This window comes from Burkholderia sp. Ax-1720, from assembly GCF_011753035.1.
GTDB lineage: Bacteria > Pseudomonadota > Gammaproteobacteria > Burkholderiales > Burkholderiaceae > Burkholderia > Burkholderia gladioli.
Genome location: NZ_VWWK01000120.1, coordinates 1 through 22,736, shown reverse-complemented (window position 1 = coordinate 22,736; position 22,736 = coordinate 1). Strand labels below are relative to the sequence as shown.

The window sequence follows — 22,736 nt, the reverse complement described above, 5'->3', positions numbered from 1 at the left end:
CTCGATGCCTCGGCCGCGCGGCTGGAGGCATCGAGCGCCTGGGCATCGTTGTCGAGCGCGGCCAGCGAGTCGGCCACGTTCTGGAACGCCGACAGGACCGTGGCCTTGTACTGCTCGACCGCGGCCGCGTAGCTGGCCTGCGCGGCGCGCCGCTGGGCCAGCAGGGCGCCGCCATGGAACAGCGGCTGGGTCAGCGAGGCACCCACGCTCCAGATGCCGCCCGCGCCCGACAGCGCCAGCGGCCACTTGAAGCCGGCCTGGCCGAGCGAGGCCGACAGCGAGATCTGCGGGAACAACTGGGCGGTCGCCGCGCCGACGGCCGCCGCCGAGGCCTTCAGCGCCGCGTCGGCGGCGCGGATGTCGGGGCGCGTCTCGAGCAGGCGCGAGGGCACTACCACCGGCACGTTCTCGGGCAGCTGCAGCTCGGCCAGCGCGAGATCGTCGGGTGCCTGGTCGGGCGTGCGCCCGATCAGCACCGCCAGCGCGTGCCGCGCGCTCAGCCACTGCTGGCGCAGGGCCGGCAGCGAGGCTTCGAGCGAGGCGGCGCTCTGCTCGGCGCCGTAGCTGTCCGAACGCGAGGCCGAGCCGAGCCGGTAGCGGCTCGCGGTGTCGGCGGCCTGCTCCCTGGCGAGCGCGACCAGGCGCTCGGTGGTGCGCAGTTGTTCGCCGAGCGCGGCCGAGGTGATGGCGGCCGTGACGATGTTGGCGGCCAACGCGCGCCGCGTCGATTCGAGCTGGAAGGCCGTGACGTCGACGCGCTGGCGCAGCTCGCGGTTGGCGAAGCGAGCGGCGCCGAACAGGTCGATCGTGTAGTTGGCCTGGAGCTGGCCGACGAACAGGTTGTAGAGCGCGGTCGGCGGGCCGAACGAGGGCACGCCCAGGCCGCGCTCGCGCGCCGTCTGGCCGCCGAGGTCGACGGTCGGCAGCAGCGAGCTGCCGATCTGCGCGCGCAACTGCTCGCGCGCGGCCTGCAGCGAGTGCTCGGCGGCGGCCAGGTTGGGGCTGGCGCGCAGCCCCTCGTCGACCAGCGCGTCGAGCCGGTCCGAGCGGTATTGCTTCCACCAGTCCGGCACCGGCTGGGCGCCGACCGCGAAGTGCTGGGCCACGCCCTGCGCGGCCACGGTGGATTCGGGCAGCGGCGCGGCGCCGTAATGGGCCGGCGACGGCATGGCGGGCGCCGCGTCGTTCGGCGCGAACAGCGAGCAGCCGCTCAGCGCGAGCGAGGCCGACAGCGCCGCGGCCACCGCCAGCGGGCGCGCCGCATGCAGCGCGGGCTGGCAACGATAGGTCAGGCGTTTCATCGTCAGGCTCCGTGGGACGTGGGTTCGGTCGGCGCTTGCTGCGCGTCGTCGCGTTCGCCCGACTTGACGCGGAACCAGGTGGCATAGAGCGCCGGCAGGTAGAACAGCGTCAGCACCGTGGCGCTGGTGATGCCGCCCATCAGCGCGGTCGCCATCGGCCCGAAGAAGTTCGAGCGCAGCAGCGGGATCAAGGCCAGCACGGCGGCCGCCGCGGTCAGCGTGATGGGCCGGAAGCGCCGTACCGTGGCGCCGACGATCGCGTCGAAGCGGCCGTGGCCCGCGGCGATGTCCTGCTCGATCTGGTCGACCAGGATCACCGAGTTGCGCATGATGATGCCGAACATCGCGATCACCCCCAGCATCGCCACGAAGCCGAACGGCTGGCCGAACAGCAGCAGGGTGGCGGCCACCCCGATCAGGCCGAGCGGCGCGGTCAGCACCACCATCAGCACGCGCGAGAAGCTCTGCAGCTGGATCATCAGCAGGGTCAGCACGGCGATCGCCAGCAGCGGCATCTGCGCGTTGATCGAGGCCTGGGCCTTGCCGCTTTCCTCGACCGAGCCGCCGATCTCGATCCGGTAGCCCACCGGCAGTTGCGCGCGCAGGCCGTCGAGCTGCTTGTCGATCGCGTGCGTGACGTCGATGCCCTGCGCGCCGCCCCGCACGTCGGCCTGCACCGTGATGGTCGGCTGGCGGTCGCGCTCCCAGATCACGCCGTATTCGAGCGTGTCCTCGAAGCGGCCGAGCGTGCCCAGCGGCACCGGGCCGCTCGGGGTGGGCATCGCCAGTGTGGCGAGTCGGGACGGATCGACGCGATCGGCCTTCGGTGCGCGCAGGTCGACCGCGATCAGCTTGTCGCGCTCGCGATACTGCGTGACGGTGGTGCCCTGCAGGGTCATGGCGAGGAAGTTCGAGACGTCCTGCGAGGTGACGTTCAGCTCGCGCGCCTTCTTCTGGTCGAGCTCGAAGCGCACCGAGCGCTCGGCCGGCTCGTCCCAGTCGAACTGCACGTTCACCGAGCGCGAGTCCTGGCGCACCTGGGCCGCCACCTTCTCGGCGATCGAGCGCACCGTCGCGATGCTGTCGCCGCTGACGCGGAACTGCACCGGATAGCCGACCGGCGGGCCGTTCTCGAGCCGCGACAGGCGCCAGCGGATCGCCGGGAACTGCTCGCGCAGGGTCGGCGCCAGCCAGCTGGCGAGCTTCTCGCGCGCCTCCACCGACTTGGCCGTGACCACGAACTGCGCGAAGTTCGGCTGCGCCAGTTGCTGGTCCAGCGGCAGGTAGAAGCGCGGCGCGCCGGTGCCGACGAAGCTGACCGTGTGGTCGATCTCGGGCCGGTTCTCCAGCACCTTCTCCAGGCGCTTGGTCTGCTCCAGCGTGGCGGGGAACGAGGCGCCCTCGGGCAGCCGCACGTCGATCAGCAGCTCGGGGCGGTCCGAGCTCGGGAAGAACTGCTGCGGGATCATCGAGAAGCCGCCCAGCGCCACCACGAACAGCGCGACGGTGATGATCAGCACCACGAAGCGGCGCTCGATGCACCAGCCGATCCAGCCGCGCAACCGCTTGTAGAAGCGCGTGTCGTAGATGTCGTGCGCCTCGTGGTGATCGTCGTGATGCGCGTTCAGCGGCCCCTCGTGGCCGTCGCGCTTGCGCTCGGGCAGCAGGTGGTAGCCGAGCAGCGGGATCAGCACCACCGCGGCGAACCAGGAGGCGATCAGCGCGATCGCCGAGACCTCGAAGATCGAGCGCGTGTATTCGCCGGTGCTCGATTGCGCCAGCGCGATCGGCAGGAAGCCCGAGACCGTCACCAGGGTGCCGGTCAGCATCGGGAAGGCCGTGCTGGTGTAGGCGAAGGCCGCCGCGCGGGTGCGGCTGAAGCCCTGCTCGAGCTTCACCGCCATCATCTCGACGGCGATGATCGCGTCGTCCACCAGCAGGCCCAGCGCCAGCACCAGGGTGCCCAGCGAGACCTTGTGCAGGCCGATGCCGAACATGTTCATGAACAGCGCGGTGATGGCCAGCACGATCGGGATCGAGATCACCACCACCATGCCGGTGCGCAGCCCGAGCGACACCAGGCTCACCACCAGCACGATGCCGACCGCCTCGGCCACCGCCTCCAGGAAGTCGTCCACCGAATGCGAGACCGCCTGCGGCATGCTCGATACCTCGGCGAGCTTGAGGCCGGCGGGTAGTTGCGTCTGCAACTGCCGGGTGGTGGCCTCCAGCGCCTTGCCGAGCCGGATCACGTCGCCGCCGGGCTGCATGGTCACGCCGATGCCGAGCACGGCGCGGCCGTTCGAGCGCATCTGCGTGACGGGCGGGTCGTCGTAGCCGCGCTTGACGGTGGCGATGTCGCCCAGCCGGAAGGTGCGATCGTTGATGCGCACCACCATGTCGGCGAGCTGCTCGACCGAGTCGAACTGGCCGCTCGGGCGGATGTAGACGCGATCGTTCGAGGTGGTCAGCACGCCCGAGGAGGCTACCGCGTTCTGCGCGTTGATCGCCTGGCCGAGCTGGGTCGGCGAGATGCCCAGGCGCGTGAGCCGCGCGTTGTCGACCTCGATGAAGATGCGCTGGTCCGGGTCGCCGAAGTAGTCGACCTTGCCGACGCCCGGCACCCGCAGCAGCACGGTGCGCAACTGGTCCGCGTAGTCGTGCAGCTGGGCGGCCGAGTAGCCGTCGCCGTCGAGGGTCCAGATGTTGGTGTAGACGTCGCCGAACTCGTCGTTGAAGAAGGGGCCCTGCACGCCTTGCGGCAGGGTCGAGCCGATGTCGCCGACCTTCTTGCGGATCTGGTACCAGGTTTCCGGCACGTCCTTGACCGGCGCCGAATCCTTCATGGTGAAGAAGATCATCGACTCGCCGGGGCGCGAATAGCTGCGCAGGAAGTCGATGGCGGGGGTTTCCTGCAGCTTGCGGCCGATCCGGTCGGTGACCTGCTCCTGCACCTGCCGCGCGCTCGCGCCGGGCCAGAAGGTGCGGATCACCATCACGCGGAAGGTGAAGGGCGGATCCTCCGATTGCGCCAGGCGCGTGTAGGCCAGGATGCCGGCCACGGTGGCCAGCACGATCAGGTAGACGACCAGCGCCTGATGGCGCAGTGCCCAGGCCGACAGGTTGAAACGGCTTTCCTCGCGCTCGCTCATGACGCGCCGTCCTCCGCGTGCAGCGGCGCCACGGCGCGCACCTTCTCGCCGGCGCTGACGGCATGCACGCCTTGCTGGACCACCCGCTCGCCGGCCTGCAGGCCCTGCGACACGGTGATGGTGTTCTCGCCGTAGCGCGCGATGCCGACGCGGCGCAGCTCCAGCGTGTCGTCGCGGCGGATCACCCAGACCGCCGGATTCGGGCCTTGGTGGAACAGGGCGGTGGAGGGCAGCGTGTAGCGCGCGCCATCGGCGGCCGTGCCGGCCAGCGCGACGTTGGCGGTCATGCCGAGCCGCACGGCCGGATCCGGCTCGGCCAGCGTGAGACGCACGCGATAGGTGCGGCTTTGCGGATCGGCGGCCGGTGCGATCTCGCGCACGCGGGCCTGGAAGCTGCGCCCGGGCAGGGCCGGCAGCGTGACGCCCGCCTCGTGGCCCGGCTGCAGCAGCGCGAGCGTGGCCTCGGGCACGTCGGTCACCACGTCGACGTCGCCCGACCAGGCGAGCTGGTAGACGGCCTGGCCGGCCGAGACGTTCTGGCCGGTATCGGCCTGCTCGGCCGTGATGTAGCCGGCATGATCGGCCACCAGGCTGGTGTATTGCAGCTGGTTTTTCGCCAGTGCCAGTTGTTGCGCCGCCTGGTCGCGCTGCGCGCGCGCCGAGGCATAGGCGTTCTCGGTCTGTTCGAGCTGGGCCGGCGCGATCAGCTTCTCGCGCGCCTGCGCGCGGTCGCGCTCGACCTGCTGCTGGGCATAGGTCAGCGCGTGGCTGGCCGCGTCGAGCTGGGCCTGGGCACTGGCCGCGTTCTTTTCGGGATCCGAAGGATCGAGATGGGCCAGCACCTGGCCCTTCTTCACGGTATCGCCGAGCCGCACGCTGCGCTCGATGATCTTGCCGGCGATCCGGAACGACAGCGGCGTGGCGTAGCGGGGCTCGATATCGCCGGGCAGGGTGGCGGCCGCCGTCGCGCCGTCGGCGGCGATCGGCCTGGCCACCACCGGGCGGGCGGCGGGCGGCGGCCCGTTGTCCTTGGGATGACACGCGGCGACGAGCAGCGCGGCGCCCAGAAGGACGACTGCGCGGGGTCCGGATGCATTCACGGCAACCTCATGAGGAAAGGCGGGCGGAGCCGACGGAGCCTGGCTGGCTCAGCCGGGGAACGGCGACGAAAGCTTTCGTTTCCATCTCTGAAACAGCGATGGATTCTAATACACAGTTGTATCTGGATGCAAAGATGAATCGATCGCCGATTGGTGCTAGACTGCGCGCCATGAAACCGAAGCGCTTGACCCGCGAGCAGAGCAAGGACCAGACGCGCGAGCGCCTGCTCAACTCCGCGAACACCATATTTACGAAGAAGGGGTATGTCGCCGCGAGCGTCGAGGACATCGCGGCGGCGGCCGGCTACACGCGCGGCGCGTTCTATTCGAACTTCGGTGGCAAGGCCGAACTGCTGCTCGAACTGCTGCGGCGCGATCACGAGACGATGCGCGCCGAGCTGCAGCAGATCTTCGACGCGGGCGGTACGCGCGAGGAGATGGAGTCGCGCGCGCTGAACTTCTACAGCCGCTTCATCCGCCTGAACCCGGCCTTCATGCTGTGGTGCGAGGCCAAGCTGCAGGCCGCGCGCGACGCCAAGTTCCGCGCCCGCTACACCGCCTTCATGCGCGAGAAGCTGGAGGACATGGCCCATACCATCGCCATGTTCGCCGAGCAGGCCGGCACGCCGCTGCTGCTGCCGCCCGAGCAGCTCGCGGTGGGCCTGATGGGTTTGTGCGACGGCGTGCAGGCGATCCACATCGCCGATCCGAACTACGTCTCGCTCGACATGACCGAGGCGACCCTGGGCGGTTTCTTCGCGCGCGTGGTGCTGGGGCGCGGCGCCGACTGAGCCCGCCCGTTCTCATTCCTTCGATTTCCCGACCCTCTTCCCGACCGTGCCGCGCGCGGCCATCGCGCACCGCGCTCAGCGATTGCCGTTGAGCCGGTGATAGGCGTCGAGCAGCGAGGTCTTGTAGACCACGCCGGCCAGCACCGGCGCCTGCGTCGATTCCACCACCGGCAGCCGCTCCCCCTGGAAGCACATGAAATGGCCCAGCGCCGTGCCCAGCGACATGTCGGGCGTGAGCAGCGGAAACGGCGTATGCGCGTAGTCGGCCGCGCTCTTGTGCTGCGTGTCGCGGCCCTCGAGCAGGTCGGAGGTGATGTCCTTGAGCGCGACCGCGCCGCGGAAATGCCCCGCCTCGTCGCTCACGTAGAGATACTTCACCGGATATTCGAGGAACACGCGCGTCATCTCGGCGACGCTGGCCTCGGGCCGCACCACGGTCTGCGCGGGCTGGATCAGCGCGCGCATCTGGGTTGCCTTCAGGCGCAGCCGCTCCTCCTCCTCGCGATGGCGGCGCAGCGTGATCTCGTACATCGAGGTCTGGCCCAGCGCGCGGGCCGCGAAATAGGCGACCACGCAGGACACCATCAGCGGCAGCACCACCTGGTAGCTCAGCGTCATCTCGAAGATCATGATGATCGCCATCAGCGGCGCCTGCGTTGCACCTGCCAGGAAGGCGCCCATGCCGACGATCGCGTAGGCGTAGGCGGCCGACACGTGGCCCGGCAGCAGCGCCTGCATGCCCAGGCCGAACAGCGCGCCGCCGGCCGCGCCGACGAACAGGGTCGGCGTGAAGATCCCGCCGATCGCGCCCGAGCCCGAGGTGGCCGCGGTGGCCAGCAGCTTGCAGAGCAGCACGATCACCAGCGCCTGCCAGGTCCAGGACGAATGCAGGATCGAGTTCACCACGCTGTAGCCGTTGCCCCAGACGTCGGGCACCCACACCGAGATGATGCCGACCGCCAGCCCGCCGAGCGCGAGCCGCACCGGCACGGGCACCGGCAAGCGGCGAAAGCGCGATTTCGAGGCGGCCAGCAGGCGCAGGAACTGCGGCGCGGCCGCGCCGCACAACAGCCCGAGCGCGACGAAGGCCAGCACCTCGAAACCGGTCACGGCGGGGAACACCGGCATCTCGTAAGGCGGCTTGTAGCCGGCGAACTCGCGCATCGTGATGTTGGCCACCACCGAGGCGACCAGCATCGGCCCGAAGCTCTCCATCGAGATCGCGCCGAGCACGATCTCGCCGACGAAGAAGGCGCCGGCGATCGGCGCGTTGTAGGCCGAGGTGATGCCGGCCGCGGCGCCGCAAGCCACCAGCAGCCGCAGCCGGGGCGGATCGAAGCGCGCCAGGCGGCCGACCAGCGAGGCGGCCAGCGCGGCGAGCTGCACCATCGGGCCCTCGCGGCCGATCGAGCCGCCGCTGCCGATCGTCAGCAGCGAGGAGGCGCTGCGCCAGAGGCTCTGCCTGACCGGCACGATGCCGTCGCCGAGCGCCACCGCTTCCATGTAGTCGGCGCCGCTCGCCTGTTTCGCGCTGCCGCGCTGCGCGGCCAGCAGCACGCAGCCGGCCAGGAAGCCGCCCGCGGCCGGCATCCAGATCCGCATGTGCCAGGGCAGGCGCTTGGCCATCTCCACGAAGCTGCCGCTGGCGCCGGAGAACAGCCGCTGGATGGTGTCGATGCCTTCGCGGAACAGGATCGTGGCGAATGCGCCGCTGATCCCGGCGATCACCGACCAGATCAGCATGGTGTGCGCGTCGGACAGGCGGAACAGCGTTTGCGCGCGCGTGCGCAGCTTGAGCAGGAAGGACAGCACGAGGTCGAGGGGAGCGCGTAGGAAGGCGAGCGCCAGCATAGCACCGCGCCGCGCCGGCCGGACGGGGCCGGCGGGCGCGGCGCGGTTCGCCGGGCGAGGGGAGGAGGCGGGACGTTCAGCCAAGCCAGCGCTCGACCAGCCAGGTGATGCCGAAGCCGCCGGCGATCAGCCACGCATAGAGCACCAGGCCGGCGCCCAGGGCGCGCGGGCCGGCGGCGCGGATCTGGGCGAGCCGCGTCTCGATGCCCAGCGCCGTCATGGCCATGGTCAGGGCGAAAGTGTCGAGCGTGTTCAGCGTGTGGAGGGTGGCGTCCGGCAGCACGCCGAGCGAGTTGACGATCACGAAGCCGAGGAAGCCGAGCGCGAACCAGGGCACCGCCAGCCGGCGCTTGCCGTGGCCGGCCGCGGCGCCGTCTGCCGCGCGCGACTGGCGCGCCGAGTGGGCCAGCCAGGCGCCGAGCGCGAGCAGCACCGGCACCAGCAGCATCACGCGGGTCATCTTGACGATGGTCGCGGTATGCGTGACCTGCGGGCTCACGTCGCTGGCCGCACCGACCACCTGGGCGACCTCGTGGATGGTGCCGCCGAAGAACAGGCCCAGGCCCTGCGCGTCGAGCGGAATCCAGCCGGCGTGATAGGCGAGCGGGTAGGCGAACATCGAGAGCGTGCCGAACAGCACCACGCTGCCGACCGCCATCGCGCTCTGGTGCGGCTTGGATTGCAGGGTCGATTCGAAGGCCAGCACCGCGGCCGCGCCGCAGATGGCGCTGCCGGCCGCGGTCAGCAGGGCCGTGTCGCGATCGAGCTTGAACAGGCGCATGCCGACCCAGGTGCCGATCAGCAGGGTGCTGACCACCATCAGCGCCGAGACCGCCAGCCCCGGCAGGCCCACCTGGGCGATTTCCTGCAGGCTCACGCGCAGCCCGAAGAAGGCCACCGCGATGCGCAGCAGCTTGCGCGCCGAGAAGTTGACGCCGGCCGCCCAGCTGGCCGGCATGCCGTCGCGCAGCGCGTTGCCGTAGACGGTGCCGGCGATGATTCCGACGATCAGCGGCGAGAGGCCGAGCCGGGCGATGGCCGGCAGCGAGGACAGGCTGGTGACCGCGGCGGCGAACAGCGCGACGAACAGCACGCCGTTGAGCTGGCCGCGCACCGAGGGCGCGGCGGCATGCGGCAGGGCGGGGTTGGCGGTGGACATGGGGTGGTTTCCACGTGTGATTCGATGGTGCCAATCCTAATTTGGATATATCGATATGAAAAATTGTGATTAGTGACATCGATTATCGGGAAATCTGATATTTTCTCGGCATGACCCCGGATCAACTGATAACGTTCGCCACCGTCGCCGAGCTGCGCAACATCAGCCGCGCGGCCGAGCTGCTGCACCTGTCGCAGCCCGCCGTGTCGGGCCAACTGCGCCAGCTGCAGGACGAGTTCGGCGAGCCGCTCTACCTGCGCGACGGGCGCGGCGTGCGGCTCACGCCGGTCGGCGAGGCGCTGGCGCCGCTGGCCGCCCAGGTGCGCGACGCCTATGCGCAGGCGCGTGCCTATCGCGATGCCGTGCGCGGCGTCGAGCGCGGCACGCTGCGCATCGGCGCGAGCACCACGCCGGCCAGCTACCTGCTGCCCTACCTGATCGCCGAGTTCCGGCCGCTCGCGCCCGGCGTGGCGATCCAGACCATGACCGGCAACACCGCCGACGTGGTGGCCGCGCTCGGCACGCTCGACCTGGCCCTGATCGAGGGGCCGCCCGGCGACGCGCTGCCTTCGGGCACCGCGGTCCACCCCTGGCGCGAGGACGAGATCGTCGCGATCGTGCCGGCCACCCATGCGCTGGCGGCCGCGCCCGGCGAGGCGGTGTCGCTGGAGGCGCTGGCCGGCTCGCCGCTGGTGCTGCGCGAGGCTGGCTCGGGCGTGCGCCAACTGGTCGAGCGCGCCTTCGCGCGGGCCGGCGTGCCGGTGCGCGTGGCGCTCGAGATCGCCGGCGTGGAAGCGGTGAAGGAGGCGGTGCGGGCCGGGATGGGGGTGGGTTTCGTGTCGGCCATGTCGTTGCGCGACGACGCGGCGCTGGTGAAGCGCTCGATCGCGCCGCGACCGCTGGTGCGGCGCTTCTCGATCCTGGTGCCGCATGCCGCCACGCCTTCGCGCGTGGCCGCGCGCTTCCTGGCGATGAGCCTGGGATAGCCGGGCGCCTGGCGGCGCGCGCTGGATTTCATTGATAGCTGAGCGTGAAGGTGGCGCGCGCATTGGCGCTGCCCGCGCCGACCTTCGTGCCGGTCTGCACGTAGCGCGCGGTGAGCGGTACCCGCAGGCCTGCCTGTCCCTGGGCGATATTGCCCATGTACCACTGGTTGGTATTGCCGACCGCGGCCGAATCGGGCCCGAAGCCGAGCACGGTGTCGTCGCGGTGGATCTCGATGCCGATGCCCGAGGCGGTCGACTCGCGGGTCAGCGACAGGGCGTTCGAGGTGTTGCCGGGCTGGCTGGCGTCGGTCAGCGTGACCCAGGCGTTGGTCGAGGTGCCGGGATCGCCCCCGGAGCAGTTCAGCGCGATCTCGAAGTGCCGCGCGAAGGTGCGGCTGCCGATGCCCGTGAACATCGAGGTGCTCATGGTGCCCATCGGCACCGTCACCTCGGGCGTGGCGACCCGGCAGGTCGGCACCCGCGGCTGGACCCGGACCGGCGAGGCGAAGCGGTACTCGACCAGGATCTCGCCGTTGTCGTTGTCCGCGCGGTATCGCGCGTAGGCACCGCTCAGGTAGCCGCCGGCGGTGATCTCGCCGGTCTTGATCAGCTCGACCGTCATCGAATAGTGTTCGTTCCAGCCCGCGCCGGTGCTCGGCCAGGGGGATAGATTCGGCAGCACGCCCTTGGTGCTGATGATGCGCATTCCGATGTTGGGGATCGACGTCGGATAGATCGTGTCGTTCGGCATGCCGACGCCCGTCGTGTAGACGGCGATCGGCGTCTTGCATCGGTAGCTTGGCGACTCGCCGCTTTTCTTGTTGATGAAGCTCAGGCCGCGGCCCTTGGCGCTGTAGATGACACTGCCGACCGGAATCGCGCCGGGCGCGAATTCCGGTGGATCGAAACCCACCATGTGGGCGACGAAATAGTCCGATCCATCACTGGTATTGGAGCTGCAGTTGGCCGACCAGGCGGGGTTCGCGAGGCAGGCCAGCGCCCCGCCGAGGAAAAGCAGTCGTTTCATCGATTTCATGCGTTCTGGGATGGTGCTTCACGCCGGGGCCTGGCTGCAGCCGCGCAGCCGCCCGCCGGAAGCAGCGAGGTAGGCGCTGCGGGCCGGTGCCGGCTTGGTCCGGCCCAACCCGGTGCGCGATCGTCGTCTCGCACGCGTGCTACTGGTAACTGAGCGTGAAGGTCGCGCGTGCATTGGCGCTGCCCGCGCCGACCCTTGCGCCGGTCTGCACGTAGCGCGCGGTGAGCGGCACCCGGATCTCGGCCATGCCCTGGGCGATCCTGCCCAGGAACCACTGGTTGGTATTGCCGACCGCGGCCGAATCGGGTCCGAAGCCGAGCACGGTGTCGTCGTGGCGGATCTGGATGCCGATGCCCGATGCGCTCGAATTCCTTGTGAGCGACAGCGTGGTGGATGTGTTTCCGGGCTGGCTGGCGTCGGTCAGCGTCACCCAGGCATGGGTGGCGGTGCCTGGGTTGCCGCCCGAGCAAGCCAGCGCGATTTCGAAGCGGCGTGCGAAGGTGGTGCTGCCGATACCCGTGAACATCGCCGTGGTCATGGTGCCCATCGGCACCGCGACTTGAGGCGTGGCGACCCGGCAGGTCGGTATGCTCGGCTGGACCTTGACCGGCGACGCGAAACGGAACTCGACCATGAGCTGTCCATCGACGGTATTGGCCCGGTACTGCGCGTAGGCGCCGCTCAGGTAGCCGCCGGCGGTGATTTCACCGGTCTTGATCAATTCGATCGTGATCGGGAAACTCTCGTTCCAGGCGCTGTGCGTGCTGTTGATGACCCCGGTACCCGGGAAGGTCGAAAGACGCATGCCGATATTGGGTATGGACGTCGGGTAGATACGGTTGTTCGGCACACCGATGCCCGTCTTGTAAACGAAAGCGAGCGGCTCCGTGCACTGGAAGCTTGCCGACGCATATCGCTTGTTGATGAAGTTCAGGCCGAGATCCTGGGAGCGATAGATGACGCCGCCTATCGGGACCGCGCCGGGATCGAAGTCTGGAGGGGTGAATCCGCTGACGTGACCGATGTAGTAGTTCAACGCGCTGTTGGTATCCGAGGTGCAGCGTATCGCCCACGCCGGGCTCGACATACCCGCCAGCAGGCAGGCAAGGAGAAGCTGTTTTTTCATCGGACCGTTCCTTGTGCGGGGTGCGATTCGGCGGCGCTACCGCCGCCACTGACGCTGTTGCTCGACATGTCGGGCGATTCCCGCCTCGATCGTCGCGGTGCGAAATCGGGGGCGCCGCTTTCCAGGCAGGGCGCCTCGATGCTTTGCAGCGGCTGGTATCCCGCGACGCGCGTGCGCATCGGCAGCGAATACGACAGTCGGCAGGCCGTGGTGTCCGCGTCGTTTTCCCATCGCGCCGTCAACTGGCCGCGTTCGGCCAGCCCTCGGGCCAACAGTTTGCCGCCTTGCCCGATCACCCCGACCTCCTTGCCGGTCGCATCGGTGACCATCGCGCCGAACGGCACCGGCGAGCCATCGGCCTGCCGCGCGCGGATCACCGCCGAGCGGCCGTATTCGGTCTTGAACACCAGCAGCGGCACGGCCCCCGCGAGCGGAGCGACGCGCTGGCTGGTCTCCTTCAACTGGACATCGGTCGACAGGCCCTTCGGATCGAGCGAGACGTCGTTCATCGAGAATGGCGTGAGGTGCGGCACCACCGCGTAACCATTGCTGCCCACGCGCACGCCCGAGGCATTGGTCACGCGCGCGCCCTCGGCGTGCTTCGCCTCGACGATCGCGAAGGTTTCCGACAGCGGCTGCGAAAGCGAGATGCCGCCGCGATGCGCGACGACCGCGCCGCGCGCGCCGAGCGAGAGCTGCTGGTAGTCGGCGCTGGCGCCGATGCTGCCGCTCAGTTCGCCCCGCGCGCCGCGATGCATGAGGTTGGCGCCGCCGCTGGTGCGCGTGCCGTCGCGCCCGCTGCCGTGGTCCAGGTTGAGGCCGTAGGAGAGGTTGCCGTCGACGCCGGCCGCGCCGCTCAGGCTGGTGGCCACCTGGGTGGAGCCCCGCGAGTCGCGGTTCAGGCTGGTGGACAGCGTGGCCGGCTGCGTGCGGCCGAGCGGAATCGACAGCCCGGCGTAGATCAGCGTGCCGGCCTTGCCCCAGGCGTCGCGCTGACGGCTTGCCGAGACGTTGTAGGCCAGGTTGCGGAAGCTGTTGCTGTAGCCGATCGTGAAATCGAGATCCGAGCCGCGGCGGTTCCAGTAGGTTGCCGTCGAGGCCGTGAGGTTGAGGCTGCCGCCGCGCCGGCCGAGCTGCTGGCTCAGGGTCAGCGAGGCGCGGTTGCGCTGGCGGTAGAGCGCGGTGGTGCGAATCTCGAGCTTGGCCTGGTCGCGCGCGGCCATCGCATCGTTCAGGCCGAAGAAGCCGCTGGTCGAATAGCGGTAGGCGGCGATCGCGATATTGGTGCCGGTGGCCGCCACCGTTTTCGCGTAGCTCAGGCGCAAGCTCTGCCCGGCATGGCCGCGCTCGCCCGGAATGCGCGTGCTGGCGTGCGTGAGATCGAGGCCGAAGGCGCCCCAGCCGGTGGTGAGCACCGCGCCGGCCATCACCGACAGGTAGCCCTGCGCCAGGGTGGCGCCGCCATAGCCGGTCAGCGTATTGGTCAGGCCCTGCTGCCAGGTCGCCTGGGTGAACAGCGGCCTGCCGTTCGGCAGGTGGCGCAGCGCGCCCGCCGTGAAGCTGTAGCGGTGCTGGCCGGGGCGCAAGGACATCGGCACGGCGGCGTAGGGCACCGAAAAGGAATGCTCGCTGCCATCCGCTTCGGTGACGAGCACCTTCAGGTCGCCGCCGTAGCCGGTGGGGTAGAGATCGTCGATCTGGAAACCGCCCGGCGCCACGGTGGTCTCGTAGAGCTTCACGCCGTTCTGGGAAATCGTCACCTTCGCGTTGGTGCTGGCCACGCCGCGCACCACGGGCGCGTAACCGCGCTGCGATTCGGGCAGCATGCGGTCGTCGGTGGCCACGCGCAGGCCGCGGAACGCGCTGGTGTCGAACAGTTCGCCGGGCGTATAGGCGTCGCCGATCACGAGCTGCGAGGACCAGGCCGAGAGATCGCGCTGCACGTAGGTCGCGATGTTCTGGTAGCGGCGGTGGCCGCGATCGTCCCAGTTGAACGAACCGCCGTGCCGGAAGTGCCAGCGCTGGAGGTTGAAGCCGCCGTCGATGCCGAGATAGCCCTGGGTGGCGGCGCGCGCGTCGCGCGCGCGCGAATGGTAGACGTTGAGGTTGTAGCTGAGCATGGCGACCGGCACGCCCGCGCTCCATTGCCTGGGATTCACGTAGCCGCGTGCCTGGCGCCGCATCGAGATCTGCGGGATGCCGAGGTCGAGCCGGAGATCATTGAAGTCGAAGCTGAACGAGGCCTCGTCGACGGCCTGACCGATGCGCAGGCAGGCGCCGTCATGCGCCAGCGAGGCGAGCCGGCTCGGCCGCAGGCTGGCCAGGTCGATGCCGAGCCGCTCCAGCAAGGCCTGGTCGAAGCAGGGCTGCGCATCGAGCATGCCGGGCGCGGCGCGGAATGGCACCTCGATGCGGCCGGCCCATTGGCCGTTCACGTAGATGTCAGGGCGATACATGCCGGGCCGCACCACGTTGCGCTGCGCATAGCGCGACACGTCGATTGCGCCGCCGCCGTGGTTCAGGAAGCCGCCTTCGAACTCGACGCGGGCGAACTGCGCCTGGGCGACCTGCAAGGTCGCGCCGTCGGCCATGTCGGCGGTCTCCGCTGCCCGCGCGTCGGCTTCCCAGGCGGAGAAGATCGAGAGCAGCAGCGCGCATGTCGGTTTCAGCCGGGGAACGGTTTCCGCCTGCAATACCCGCATCATCTTGTAGCGTTTCCCGAGGTGGACACGTGAGGCCGCGCGGATCGCCGCGCGCGGCAGGCGCGCGGGTGCCTGGTTGCCTGCGGCGGATTCATCGGCCGACCGCCGCGCGATGGCCATGCGTCGAACCCCAGTCGTCGACGCTGCTGTACAGGACCGTCGCGTCCGGCAGCGCCGTCGAATCCGCGCCGACCAAGGGGAACGACGCGGTTTCGCCGGGCAGCACGTGACCGAAACCCGCTGGGTAGGTCTTGCCGCCGGATTGCAGCTCGACGCCGGCGAGGTTGACGACGTAGGCGCTCGGATTGCGGGCCTGCAACACCGGGCGTTGCGATGCGTCGGTGGCGAGCGTCCAGCGCAGGCTGGCCGGTGCGTCGTCCGGGTTGCCGGGCAGGCCGGCGGGGCGGTACATCATCTTGATGCGGGTGCGGAACGCGAACTGCAGGCGATTCACCTCGTCGCCGCCGCTGGCCTTGGGCGGCACGTCCAGCACGTTCAGCCAGAACAGCGATTCGCGGTTCGACGGCAGGGGCTCGCCGGTGTGGATGATGCGCAGCGCCTGGCCCTTGCCCGCTTCGATGCGGAACAGGGTAGGCGTGACCATGAAGGGCACCTCGATGCGTTCCGGCTCGGCCCGCTCGTCGCCGGTGTCGAGCCAGGCCTGGATCAGCGCCGGCTGCTTGCCCTGGTTGCTGAGCTGGATCGTCACTTCCGGCTCGCTCGCGTCGAATACCACGCGGGTGCCGGACAAGGTCACGCTGGCCTGGGCCCAGGCGCAGCAGAGCAGCGCGATGAGTGCCAGCCAGCTACGGGCGATCGGGCTCGATTTCGTTCTCGACATGGATTTGATTCGCAGTGCAAATTTAAGTGCGCCGGTTGCCGGATCTCGATGATTCGCATGCCGATCACCCGAAGGGCGGCGACACGGTCAACCGGCGCAGCGCAGGCTCAGGGATAGACGAGCGAGTAGGTCACGAAGGAGTTGGCGGGGCCGCCCGTCACCTTGTCGCCGGTCGCCACGTACTGGGCCGCGAATTGCAGCGTCGCGGTGCCGGTGCCGCCTTCGGCGGCGTCGATGTCGACGACCTGGGCGCCCTGCGTCGAGCTTTCCGCGCCGATCTTGATCGGCGTGTACTTGTCGTTGAGGATCTCGATCTCGACGCCGGTGGCCGCGTTCTCGCCGGTCGGCACCAGGCGGCCGGTGGCGAGATTGACGTTCGGCCCCGGCTCGAACGCCACCGACACCTTGCGCACCGGCGCCGGGACGCTGTTGCCGCCTTCCTTGCGGTCGGTCGTGCAACCCGACAGCGACAGCGTGAACGGGGTCCGGCCGGCGGTGGCGCCCACCGTGGCGAGCTGGCTGGCGGCGGCCGTCGGCAGCGGCACGGTCAGGTCGTTGGTGCCGCCGTTGATCTTGCAGGTCGAGGCGACCACCGAGCCGGTGAAGTTGATGGTGCCGTCCGAGGCATGGGCGGCCTGCATGGCGGTGAGGGTCAGCGCGGCGGCCGACATGAGCAGCGGGAAATGTTTCATGTTCATGGAAGTCGATCGTGAAAGCGTGAAAAGGCAATGGATAGCGTGTGCGAGGGATCTATGTCGTGAGTTGACCTCCCGAATGGTCGAGTGGGGAATTCATGGGCTGGGGAGAAACGGGTGGGATCGGGCGAGAGTCGGGGATGTGTCGTTGCGGGTGTCGCGGGTGGTGGATATGGCTGCGAAGCTGTTGAAAATGCCGAAGCTGCTGAAAATGCCGAAGCTGCCGTTCGCATGTCATGTGGCCGGACGCGAACGAGTGAAAATTTATCAAGACGAGTTGGGGGCGTGAAGCTGACTCGTCTGATTCTGTAAACCATCCCCGGCATATTTTCGATTCGCGCTCCGATCCCGGCGGCCACGACCTGATCGGGCACTGTTTTCCCGATGCGACCCGTCTCTCAGGGATTTCCTCTATGGCCTGCGACAGACACGAAGCGCACCATTCGCTCCATTGAATGGAACCGGTTCCAATCGACAGATTCGGAGCCCAGCATGGAGAGAAGGGCAGACATGGCAGATATCGTGATCGTCGCCAGCGCATACGGGACGGAGGCGATTCGCCGCGACGGGCATCGTGCCTATGTCGGGCGGGCGGCCGAGGCGGGCGCCGCCGGCTTCGAGGTGCGCCGCGAACTGTTCGCCGCCGACGAGGACTGCGCGCCGGCCGCGCTCGCGGCGCTGGGCATGGCGATTGCGGCAGCGGGAATGTGGGCTGTCTACTCGACGCCGGCCACGCTCTACCGCGAGGACGGCGCGCTCGATCGCGAGGCGCTCGCGCTGTCGCTGCGCGAGGCCGAGGCGCTGGGCGCGCATTTCCTGAAATTCCAGCTCGGCGGGTTCGCCGGCACCACGCACGCGGCCGAGATCGCCGCCGCCGCGCAGGGCAGCCGCGCGCGGATCCTGGTCGAGAACGGCCAGCTCGCGATGGGCGGCACGCTGGCGCAATTCACCGCGCTGTTCGCCGCGCTGGTCGAGGAAGGCGCGGCCGGCACGCTCGGCATGACCTTCGACATCGGCAACTGGCTGTGGCCCGGCGAGCTGCCGCTGGCGGCCGCCCGGGCCCTCGCGCCGCATGTCGAGTACATCCATTGCAAGGCCGTGACGGGCGAGGGCGCGCGCCGTTTCGCGGTGGCCCCGCAGGCGGCCGACCCGCTCTGCCTGCCGGTGCTCGCGACGCTGCCGCGCGAGGTGCCGCGCGGCATCGAGTTCCCGTTCGACCCGGCCGATCTCGCCGCCGACGCGCGCCGTCGCGTCGCCTGGCTCGAGACCGCCTGACCCCGCATTCCGAAGGAGTTTTCATCATGTCGCAGTCCCCCGTCGAAATCCTCACCTACGGCGAAGCCATGACGCTGTTCGTCGCCAATGCGCCGGGTCCGCTCGCGCAGGCCGAGCAGTTCACCAGGCGGATCGCCGGCGCCGACCTGAACGTCGCGATCGGCCTGGCCCGGCTCGGCTTCCGGGTCGGCTACCTGAGCCGCGTCGGCAAGGATTCGTTCGGCCGCCACGTGCTCGACACGCTGGCCCACGAGGGCATCGATGCGTCCTGCGTGACGATCGACGAGCGTTATCGCACCGGCTTCCAGTTGAAGGCGCGCAGCGACGACGGCAGCGACCCGGACATCGAATACTTCCGCAAGGGCTCGGCCGCCAGCCACCTCTCGCTGGACGACTATGTCGCCGACTACGCGCTGGGCGCGCGCCACCTGCACCTGACGGGCGTGGCGCCGGCGATTTCGTCGACGTCCTGCGAGCTGGCCTTCCACCTGGCCCGCGAGATGCGCGCGGCCGGCAAGACGATTTCCTTCGATCCGAACCTGCGCCCGACGCTGTGGCCTTCGGCCGAGGCGATGGCGCGCACGCTCAACGAACTGGCCTCGCATGCCGACTGGGTGCTGCCGGGCCTGGCCGAGGGCCGCCAGTTGACCGGCCTCGACACACCGGCCGAGATCGCGCGCTTCTACCTCGCCAACGGCGCGCGCGCCGGCGTGGTGATTAAGCTCGGCGAGGCCGGCGCCTACTACCTGACGGTCGATGGCCGCGAGGGGACGGTGGCCGGCGAGCGCGTCGAGCGCGTGGTGGACACGGTGGGCGCCGGCGACGGCTTCGCGGTCGGCGTGATCAGCGGCCTGCTCGAAGGCCGCACGGTGGCCGAGGCGGTGGCGCGCGGCAACCGCATCGGCGCGCTGGCTATCCAGGTGATCGGCGATTCCGAGGGCCTGCCGAGCCGCGAACAGCTCGACCGCCTCGAAGCGGCCGACGCGCGTGCCGCCCGGCCGGCACCGGCCGCCGCCGCCGAGGCACTCGCGCGATAATTGCCCGCGCGGCGCGGGATGCGCCGCGACGAACCCGATACGGCGCCGCACGCCGAAGGAGACAAGCCCCATGTCCGCAACGCTTCCGATCCGCCGCTGGTGGAAGATCATGCCGATCGTGTTCATCACGTACAGCCTCGCGTACCTTGATCGCGCGAACTTCGGCTTCGCCTCGGCGGCCGGCATCAACCAGGATCTCGGCATCGGCAAGGGGCTGGCCTCGCTGATCGGCGCGCTGTTCTTCCTCGGCTACTTCTTCTTCCAGATCCCCGGCGCGATCTATGCCGAGCGGCGCAGCGTCAAGCGCCTGGTGTTCTGGAGCCTGGTGCTGTGGGGCGGCTGCGCGGCGCTGACCGGCCTGGTCAGCAACATCCCCTCGCTGATGGCGATCCGCTTCGCGCTGGGCGTGGTGGAGGCGGCCGTCATGCCGGCCATGCTGATCTACATCAGCAACTGGTTCACCAAGCACGAGCGCTCGCGCGCCAACACCTTCCTGATCCTCGGCAACCCGGTCACGGTGCTGTGGATGTCGGTGGTGTCGGGCTACCTGGTGCACGAATTCGGCTGGCGCCACATGTTCGTCGCCGAGGGCGTGCCGGCCGTCATCTGGGCGATCTGCTGGTGGGTGCTGGTGCAGGACAAGCCGGCCGAGGCCAGGTGGCTGTCGGCCGACGAGAAGCGCGACATCGAGCGCGCGCTGGCCAGCGAGCAGGCCGCCCTCAAGCCGGTGCGCAACTATCGCGAGGCGTTCCGCCAGCCGGCCGTGCTGCTGCTCTGCGCCCAGTACTTCTGCTGGAGCATCGGCGTCTACGGCTTCGTGCTGTGGCTGCCCTCGATCGTCAAGAACGGCTCCTCGTTCGGCATGGTCGAGACCGGCTGGCTGTCGGCGCTGCCCTACCTGGCCGCCACCATCGCGATGCTGGTCGTGTCCTGGGCCTCGGACAAGCTCGACACGCGCAAGGCCTTCGTCTGGCCGTTCCTGCTGGTCGGCGCGATCGCCTTTGCCGGCTCCTACGCGCTCGGCTCGACCCACTTCTGGCTGTCCTACGCGATGCTGGTGATCGCCGGCGCCGCCATGTACGCGCCCTACGGGCCGTTCTTCGCGATCGTGCCCGAGCTGCTGCCGAAGAACGTCGCCGGCGGCGCGATGGCCCTGATCAACAGCATGGGCGCGCTGGGCTCCTTCGTCGGCTCCTATGTCGTCGGTTATCTGAACGGCGCGACCGGCTCGCCCTCGGCGTCCTATGCGTTCATGAGCGTGGCGCTGGTCGCCTCGGTCGTGCTGACGCTGGTGGTCAGGCCGCATCCCGACGGGGCCTTGCCGCTCGCGCACTCCACCACAGGAAAATGAATCGCATGAGCTACCGTATCGTCGCCTACAAGACCCTGCCCGATGACGTGCTCGCCTACCTGCGCGAGCACGCCGAGGTGATCCAGGCCGAGGGCGCCGAGGCGCTCGCCGAGGCGCTGGCCGATGCCGACGGCGCGATCGGCGCGAGCGTGCCGGTGACCGCCGCGATGCTCGATCGCGCGCCGCGGCTGCGCGCCTGGTCGACCATCTCGGTCGGCTACGACAACTTCGACGTGGCCGACCTCACGCGCCGCGGCATCCTGCTCGCGCATACCCCCGACGTGCTGACCGAGTCGACCGCCGACACGGTGTTCGCGCTGATCCTGTCGAGCGCGCGGCGGGTGGTCGAGCTGGCCGAGTTCGTCAAGGCCGGGCAGTGGAAGAAGAGCATCGGCGAGCCGCTCTACGGCACCGACGTGCAGGGCAAGACGCTCGGCATCGTCGGGCTGGGCCGGATCGGCGCGGCGGTGGCGCGGCGTGCCGCGCTCGGCTTCCGGATGCGCGTGCAATACACCAATCGCAGCGCGAACGCCGAGGCCGAGACGCAGTTCGGCGCGCGCCGCGTGCCGCTCGACGAGCTGCTCGCCACCTCCGATTTCGTCTGCCTGCAGGTGCCGCTGAGCGAGGCGACGCGCCACCTGATCGGCGCGGCCGAGCTGGCGAGGATGAAGCCGGGCGCGATCCTGATCAATGCCGCGCGCGGGCCGGTGGTTGACGAGGCGGCGCTGATCGAGGCGCTGCGCGCCGGCACGATCCGCGGCGCGGGGCTCGACGTGTTCGAGCAGGAACCGCTGGCGGCCGATTCGCCGCTGCTGACGATGAAGAACGTGGTGGCGCTGCCGCATATCGGCTCGGCCACGCACGAGACGCGTCACGCCATGGCGCGCAACGCCGCCGAGAACCTAATCGGCGCGCTCGACGGCACGCTGCGCGGCAATCTCGTCAATCGCGAGCTGCTCGCGCGTTGAGTGCCGGGTTCCGGCGGCGTGCCACCGCCGGAATCGAGGCAGGCGCAGGGCATGGAAGGGCGCCGTCGCGCGAGCCTGCTGCCTGCCTGAAATCATCGCCGCCGCATGGTCGGTATCGGATAGTCGCTATCGGCGCGCCGCGCCGCGATAGGTTGCGCAGTGCACCAGAAACCCGGCGAAACGCGGCGAGCCGCGATATCCGTGGCTCGCCGGCTGACGGCGCGGTGCCTGGTTACCGTGCACCGGTGCGCTCGCCGCAAGCCGCGCGCCGACCGCAGCGGGCGAACCGAACGGACCCTCGTATCGCCTGACGTCCGGCTGCGTTATGATCCCGCGCTGACTGAGGTCTCGCGTCCCCGGGCCCGGCCGATCCTGGCAAGCCCGTCAGGGACTCGAGGGCCAGCCGCGTTCGTGAACTGGCTGGATATGCCGGGCCAGCCCGGTGTCCATCGGCCGGCAGCCCGCCCCCGGGAGCCGCGGCTCGAGGCCGTCGGCGCAGCAGCCCGCGCTGCCGGCGTCGCCACATGGAGAAACGATCAGTTGAACTGCGTATCCCGATCCGCCCTCGGATCCCCCCGCCGATCCCGTCCGCGCTCCTCGCGCGGCGTTCGCCAGCAGGCGCCGCGATGAGCGAAACCCGTTCCCCGGCCGGCGCGCGCCCGGCCACCATCAGCGATGTCGCGCGCGAGGCCGGCACCGGCAAGACCAGCGTGTCGCGCTACCTGAACGGCGAGACCAACGTGCTGTCGGCGGACCTGCGCACCCGCATCGAGGCCGCGATCCAGCGCCTGAACTACCGGCCGAACCAGATGGCGCGCGGCCTCAAGCGCGGCCGCAACCGCCTGCTCGGGCTGCTCGCGGCCGACCTCACCAATCCTTATACGGTCGAGGTGCTGCAGGGCGTCGAGGCGGCCTGCCACGCGCTCGGCTACATGCCGCTGATCTGCCATGCCGCCAACGAGGCCGACATGGAGCGCCGCTACCTGCAACTGCTGACCACCTATCGCGTCGAGGGCATGATCGTCAACGCGCTGGGCGCGCGCGAGGATGCGCTGATGCCGCTGCGCGGCTGCGGAATCCCGACCGTGCTGGTCGATCGGCGCGTGGAGGGTTTCGACGCCGACCTGGTCGGCCTGGACAATAGCGCCGCGGTGCGCGCGGGGCTCGCGCACCTGTTCGCGCAGGGTTTCGCCGAGGTCTGTTTCGTGGTGCAGCCGTTCGAGCAGGTGAGTTCGCGGCGCCTGCGCGAGGCCGCGTTCCGCGCGGCGCTGGCCGAGCTGGGCCGCGACCGCGAGGCGGCGCCCACGATCGTCGCCGACCTGGCCGATTGCGAGGCACTGGCCGCCGCGCTGGCCGGGCTCGACG

The 22,736-nt window shown here is 69.7% G+C and carries 18 protein-coding genes; 8 read left to right on the top strand and 10 right to left on the bottom strand.

The genetic code is table 11. The features are described 5' to 3' along the window. From F3J18_RS26050 to F3J18_RS26040, 3 genes are all read right to left on the bottom strand, one after another. Positions 1-1,301 (bottom strand): efflux transporter outer membrane subunit (locus tag F3J18_RS26050; protein WP_166914992.1); only part of this gene is annotated, 1,301 nt, incomplete at its 3' end. A 2-nt stretch (positions 1,302-1,303) separates the two neighbouring features. Continuing rightward, on the bottom strand, positions 1,304-4,453 hold the full coding sequence (locus F3J18_RS26045; RefSeq protein WP_025101527.1) for an efflux RND transporter permease subunit: 3,150 nt from the start codon (positions 4,451-4,453) through the stop codon (positions 1,304-1,306). Beyond that, complete coding sequence (locus tag F3J18_RS26040; RefSeq protein WP_166914990.1) at positions 4,450-5,553, bottom strand: efflux RND transporter periplasmic adaptor subunit; 1,104 nt, start codon at positions 5,551-5,553, stop codon at positions 4,450-4,452. Before F3J18_RS26040 ends, F3J18_RS26045 begins: the two co-directional genes overlap by 4 nt. A gap of 170 nt (positions 5,554-5,723) precedes the next feature. Here F3J18_RS26040 and F3J18_RS26035 point away from each other — a divergent pair, with 170 nt between their 5' ends. After that, entirely contained in the window at positions 5,724-6,344 is a 621-nt protein-coding gene (locus tag F3J18_RS26035) for a TetR/AcrR family transcriptional regulator (RefSeq protein WP_025101529.1), read from the top strand. A gap of 75 nt (positions 6,345-6,419) precedes the next feature. On the opposite strand, the gene F3J18_RS26030 is transcribed toward F3J18_RS26035, so the two are convergent. Together F3J18_RS26030 and F3J18_RS26025 are read right to left on the bottom strand one after the other, a co-directional pair. Next, positions 6,420-8,156 carry a ClcB-like voltage-gated chloride channel protein gene (locus tag F3J18_RS26030; RefSeq protein ID WP_166914996.1) on the bottom strand — a complete coding sequence of 579 codons (1,737 nt, stop codon included), beginning with the start codon at positions 8,154-8,156 and terminating at the stop codon, positions 6,420-6,422. 115 nt (positions 8,157-8,271) lie between these two features. Further along, positions 8,272-9,354: a YeiH family protein gene (locus F3J18_RS26025; protein WP_166914988.1), complete on the bottom strand. Its 1,083-nt coding sequence runs from the start codon at positions 9,352-9,354 to the stop codon at positions 8,272-8,274. 110 nt (positions 9,355-9,464) lie between these two features. Between F3J18_RS26025 and F3J18_RS26020 the strand changes: the two genes are divergently transcribed. Continuing rightward, on the top strand, positions 9,465-10,340 hold the full coding sequence (locus F3J18_RS26020) for a LysR family transcriptional regulator (RefSeq protein WP_025101532.1): 876 nt from the start codon (positions 9,465-9,467) through the stop codon (positions 10,338-10,340). A 28-nt stretch (positions 10,341-10,368) separates the two neighbouring features. On the opposite strand, the gene F3J18_RS26015 is transcribed toward F3J18_RS26020, so the two are convergent. From F3J18_RS26015 to F3J18_RS25995, 5 genes are all read right to left on the bottom strand, one after another. Beyond that, entirely contained in the window at positions 10,369-11,367 is a 999-nt protein-coding gene (locus F3J18_RS26015) for a fimbrial protein (RefSeq protein WP_166914986.1), read from the bottom strand. 148 nt (positions 11,368-11,515) lie between these two features. Then, positions 11,516-12,502, bottom strand: a complete 987-nt coding sequence (locus tag F3J18_RS26010) for a fimbrial protein (protein WP_166914984.1) — start codon at positions 12,500-12,502, stop codon at positions 11,516-11,518. Beyond that, on the bottom strand, positions 12,499-15,207 hold the full coding sequence (locus tag F3J18_RS26005; protein ID WP_240154711.1) for a fimbria/pilus outer membrane usher protein: 2,709 nt from the start codon (positions 15,205-15,207) through the stop codon (positions 12,499-12,501). The genes F3J18_RS26010 and F3J18_RS26005 overlap by 4 nt, the downstream gene beginning before the upstream one ends. An 88-nt stretch (positions 15,208-15,295) precedes the next feature. Next, positions 15,296-16,045, bottom strand: a complete 750-nt coding sequence (locus tag F3J18_RS26000; RefSeq protein ID WP_166914982.1) for a fimbria/pilus periplasmic chaperone — start codon at positions 16,043-16,045, stop codon at positions 15,296-15,298. Between the two features lie 107 nt (positions 16,046-16,152). Then, the gene (locus F3J18_RS25995; RefSeq protein ID WP_166914994.1) at positions 16,153-16,737 is read right to left on the bottom strand and encodes a fimbrial protein; all 585 of its coding nucleotides are present in this window, start codon (positions 16,735-16,737) and stop codon (positions 16,153-16,155) included. On the opposite strand from F3J18_RS25995, the gene F3J18_RS25990 reads away from it, so the two are divergent. From F3J18_RS25990 to F3J18_RS25965, 6 genes are all read left to right on the top strand, one after another. Then, positions 16,736-17,029, top strand: a complete 294-nt coding sequence (locus tag F3J18_RS25990; RefSeq protein WP_166914981.1) for a hypothetical protein — start codon at positions 16,736-16,738, stop codon at positions 17,027-17,029. The genes F3J18_RS25995 and F3J18_RS25990 overlap by 2 nt on opposite strands. A gap of 221 nt (positions 17,030-17,250) precedes the next feature. Next, positions 17,251-18,015 (top strand): TIM barrel protein, encoded by a 765-nt coding sequence (locus F3J18_RS25985; protein WP_025101538.1) that lies wholly within the window; start codon positions 17,251-17,253, stop codon positions 18,013-18,015. A 26-nt stretch (positions 18,016-18,041) separates the two neighbouring features. Continuing rightward, positions 18,042-19,052: a sugar kinase gene (locus F3J18_RS25980; protein ID WP_105852348.1), complete on the top strand. Its 1,011-nt coding sequence runs from the start codon at positions 18,042-18,044 to the stop codon at positions 19,050-19,052. A 70-nt stretch (positions 19,053-19,122) separates the two neighbouring features. Next, entirely contained in the window at positions 19,123-20,403 is a 1,281-nt protein-coding gene (locus F3J18_RS25975; protein WP_126242425.1) for an MFS transporter, read from the top strand. A 5-nt stretch (positions 20,404-20,408) separates the two neighbouring features. Next, positions 20,409-21,371, top strand: a complete 963-nt coding sequence (locus tag F3J18_RS25970; RefSeq protein WP_025101541.1) for a D-glycerate dehydrogenase — start codon at positions 20,409-20,411, stop codon at positions 21,369-21,371. A 626-nt stretch (positions 21,372-21,997) separates the two neighbouring features. Next, the coding region (locus F3J18_RS25965; protein ID WP_166914979.1) for a LacI family DNA-binding transcriptional regulator at positions 21,998-22,736 on the top strand (739 nt) is incomplete at its 3' end.

What these genes read in the sequence shown, in the direction of transcription:
- F3J18_RS25995 (WP_166914994.1), bottom strand. Translation starts at nt 16,737, where the DNA reads ATGAAACATTTCCCGCTGCTCATGTCGGCCGCCGCGCTGACCCTCACC.
- F3J18_RS25985 (WP_025101538.1), top strand. Translation starts at nt 17,251, where the DNA reads ATGGCAGATATCGTGATCGTCGCCAGCGCATACGGGACGGAGGCGATT.
- F3J18_RS26005 (WP_240154711.1), bottom strand. Translation starts at nt 15,207, where the DNA reads ATGATGCGGGTATTGCAGGCGGAAACCGTTCCCCGGCTGAAACCGACA.
- F3J18_RS25970 (WP_025101541.1), top strand. Translation starts at nt 20,409, where the DNA reads ATGAGCTACCGTATCGTCGCCTACAAGACCCTGCCCGATGACGTGCTC.
- F3J18_RS26020 (WP_025101532.1), top strand. Translation starts at nt 9,465, where the DNA reads ATGACCCCGGATCAACTGATAACGTTCGCCACCGTCGCCGAGCTGCGC.
- F3J18_RS26045 (WP_025101527.1), bottom strand. Translation starts at nt 4,453, where the DNA reads ATGAGCGAGCGCGAGGAAAGCCGTTTCAACCTGTCGGCCTGGGCACTG.
- F3J18_RS26000 (WP_166914982.1), bottom strand. Translation starts at nt 16,045, where the DNA reads ATGTCGAGAACGAAATCGAGCCCGATCGCCCGTAGCTGGCTGGCACTC.
- F3J18_RS26035 (WP_025101529.1), top strand. Translation starts at nt 5,724, where the DNA reads ATGAAACCGAAGCGCTTGACCCGCGAGCAGAGCAAGGACCAGACGCGC.
- F3J18_RS25990 (WP_166914981.1), top strand. Translation starts at nt 16,736, where the DNA reads ATGTTCATGGAAGTCGATCGTGAAAGCGTGAAAAGGCAATGGATAGCG.
- F3J18_RS26015 (WP_166914986.1), bottom strand. Translation starts at nt 11,367, where the DNA reads ATGAAACGACTGCTTTTCCTCGGCGGGGCGCTGGCCTGCCTCGCGAAC.
- F3J18_RS26025 (WP_166914988.1), bottom strand. Translation starts at nt 9,354, where the DNA reads ATGTCCACCGCCAACCCCGCCCTGCCGCATGCCGCCGCGCCCTCGGTG.
- F3J18_RS25975 (WP_126242425.1), top strand. Translation starts at nt 19,123, where the DNA reads ATGTCCGCAACGCTTCCGATCCGCCGCTGGTGGAAGATCATGCCGATC.
- F3J18_RS25980 (WP_105852348.1), top strand. Translation starts at nt 18,042, where the DNA reads ATGTCGCAGTCCCCCGTCGAAATCCTCACCTACGGCGAAGCCATGACG.
- F3J18_RS26010 (WP_166914984.1), bottom strand. Translation starts at nt 12,502, where the DNA reads ATGAAAAAACAGCTTCTCCTTGCCTGCCTGCTGGCGGGTATGTCGAGC.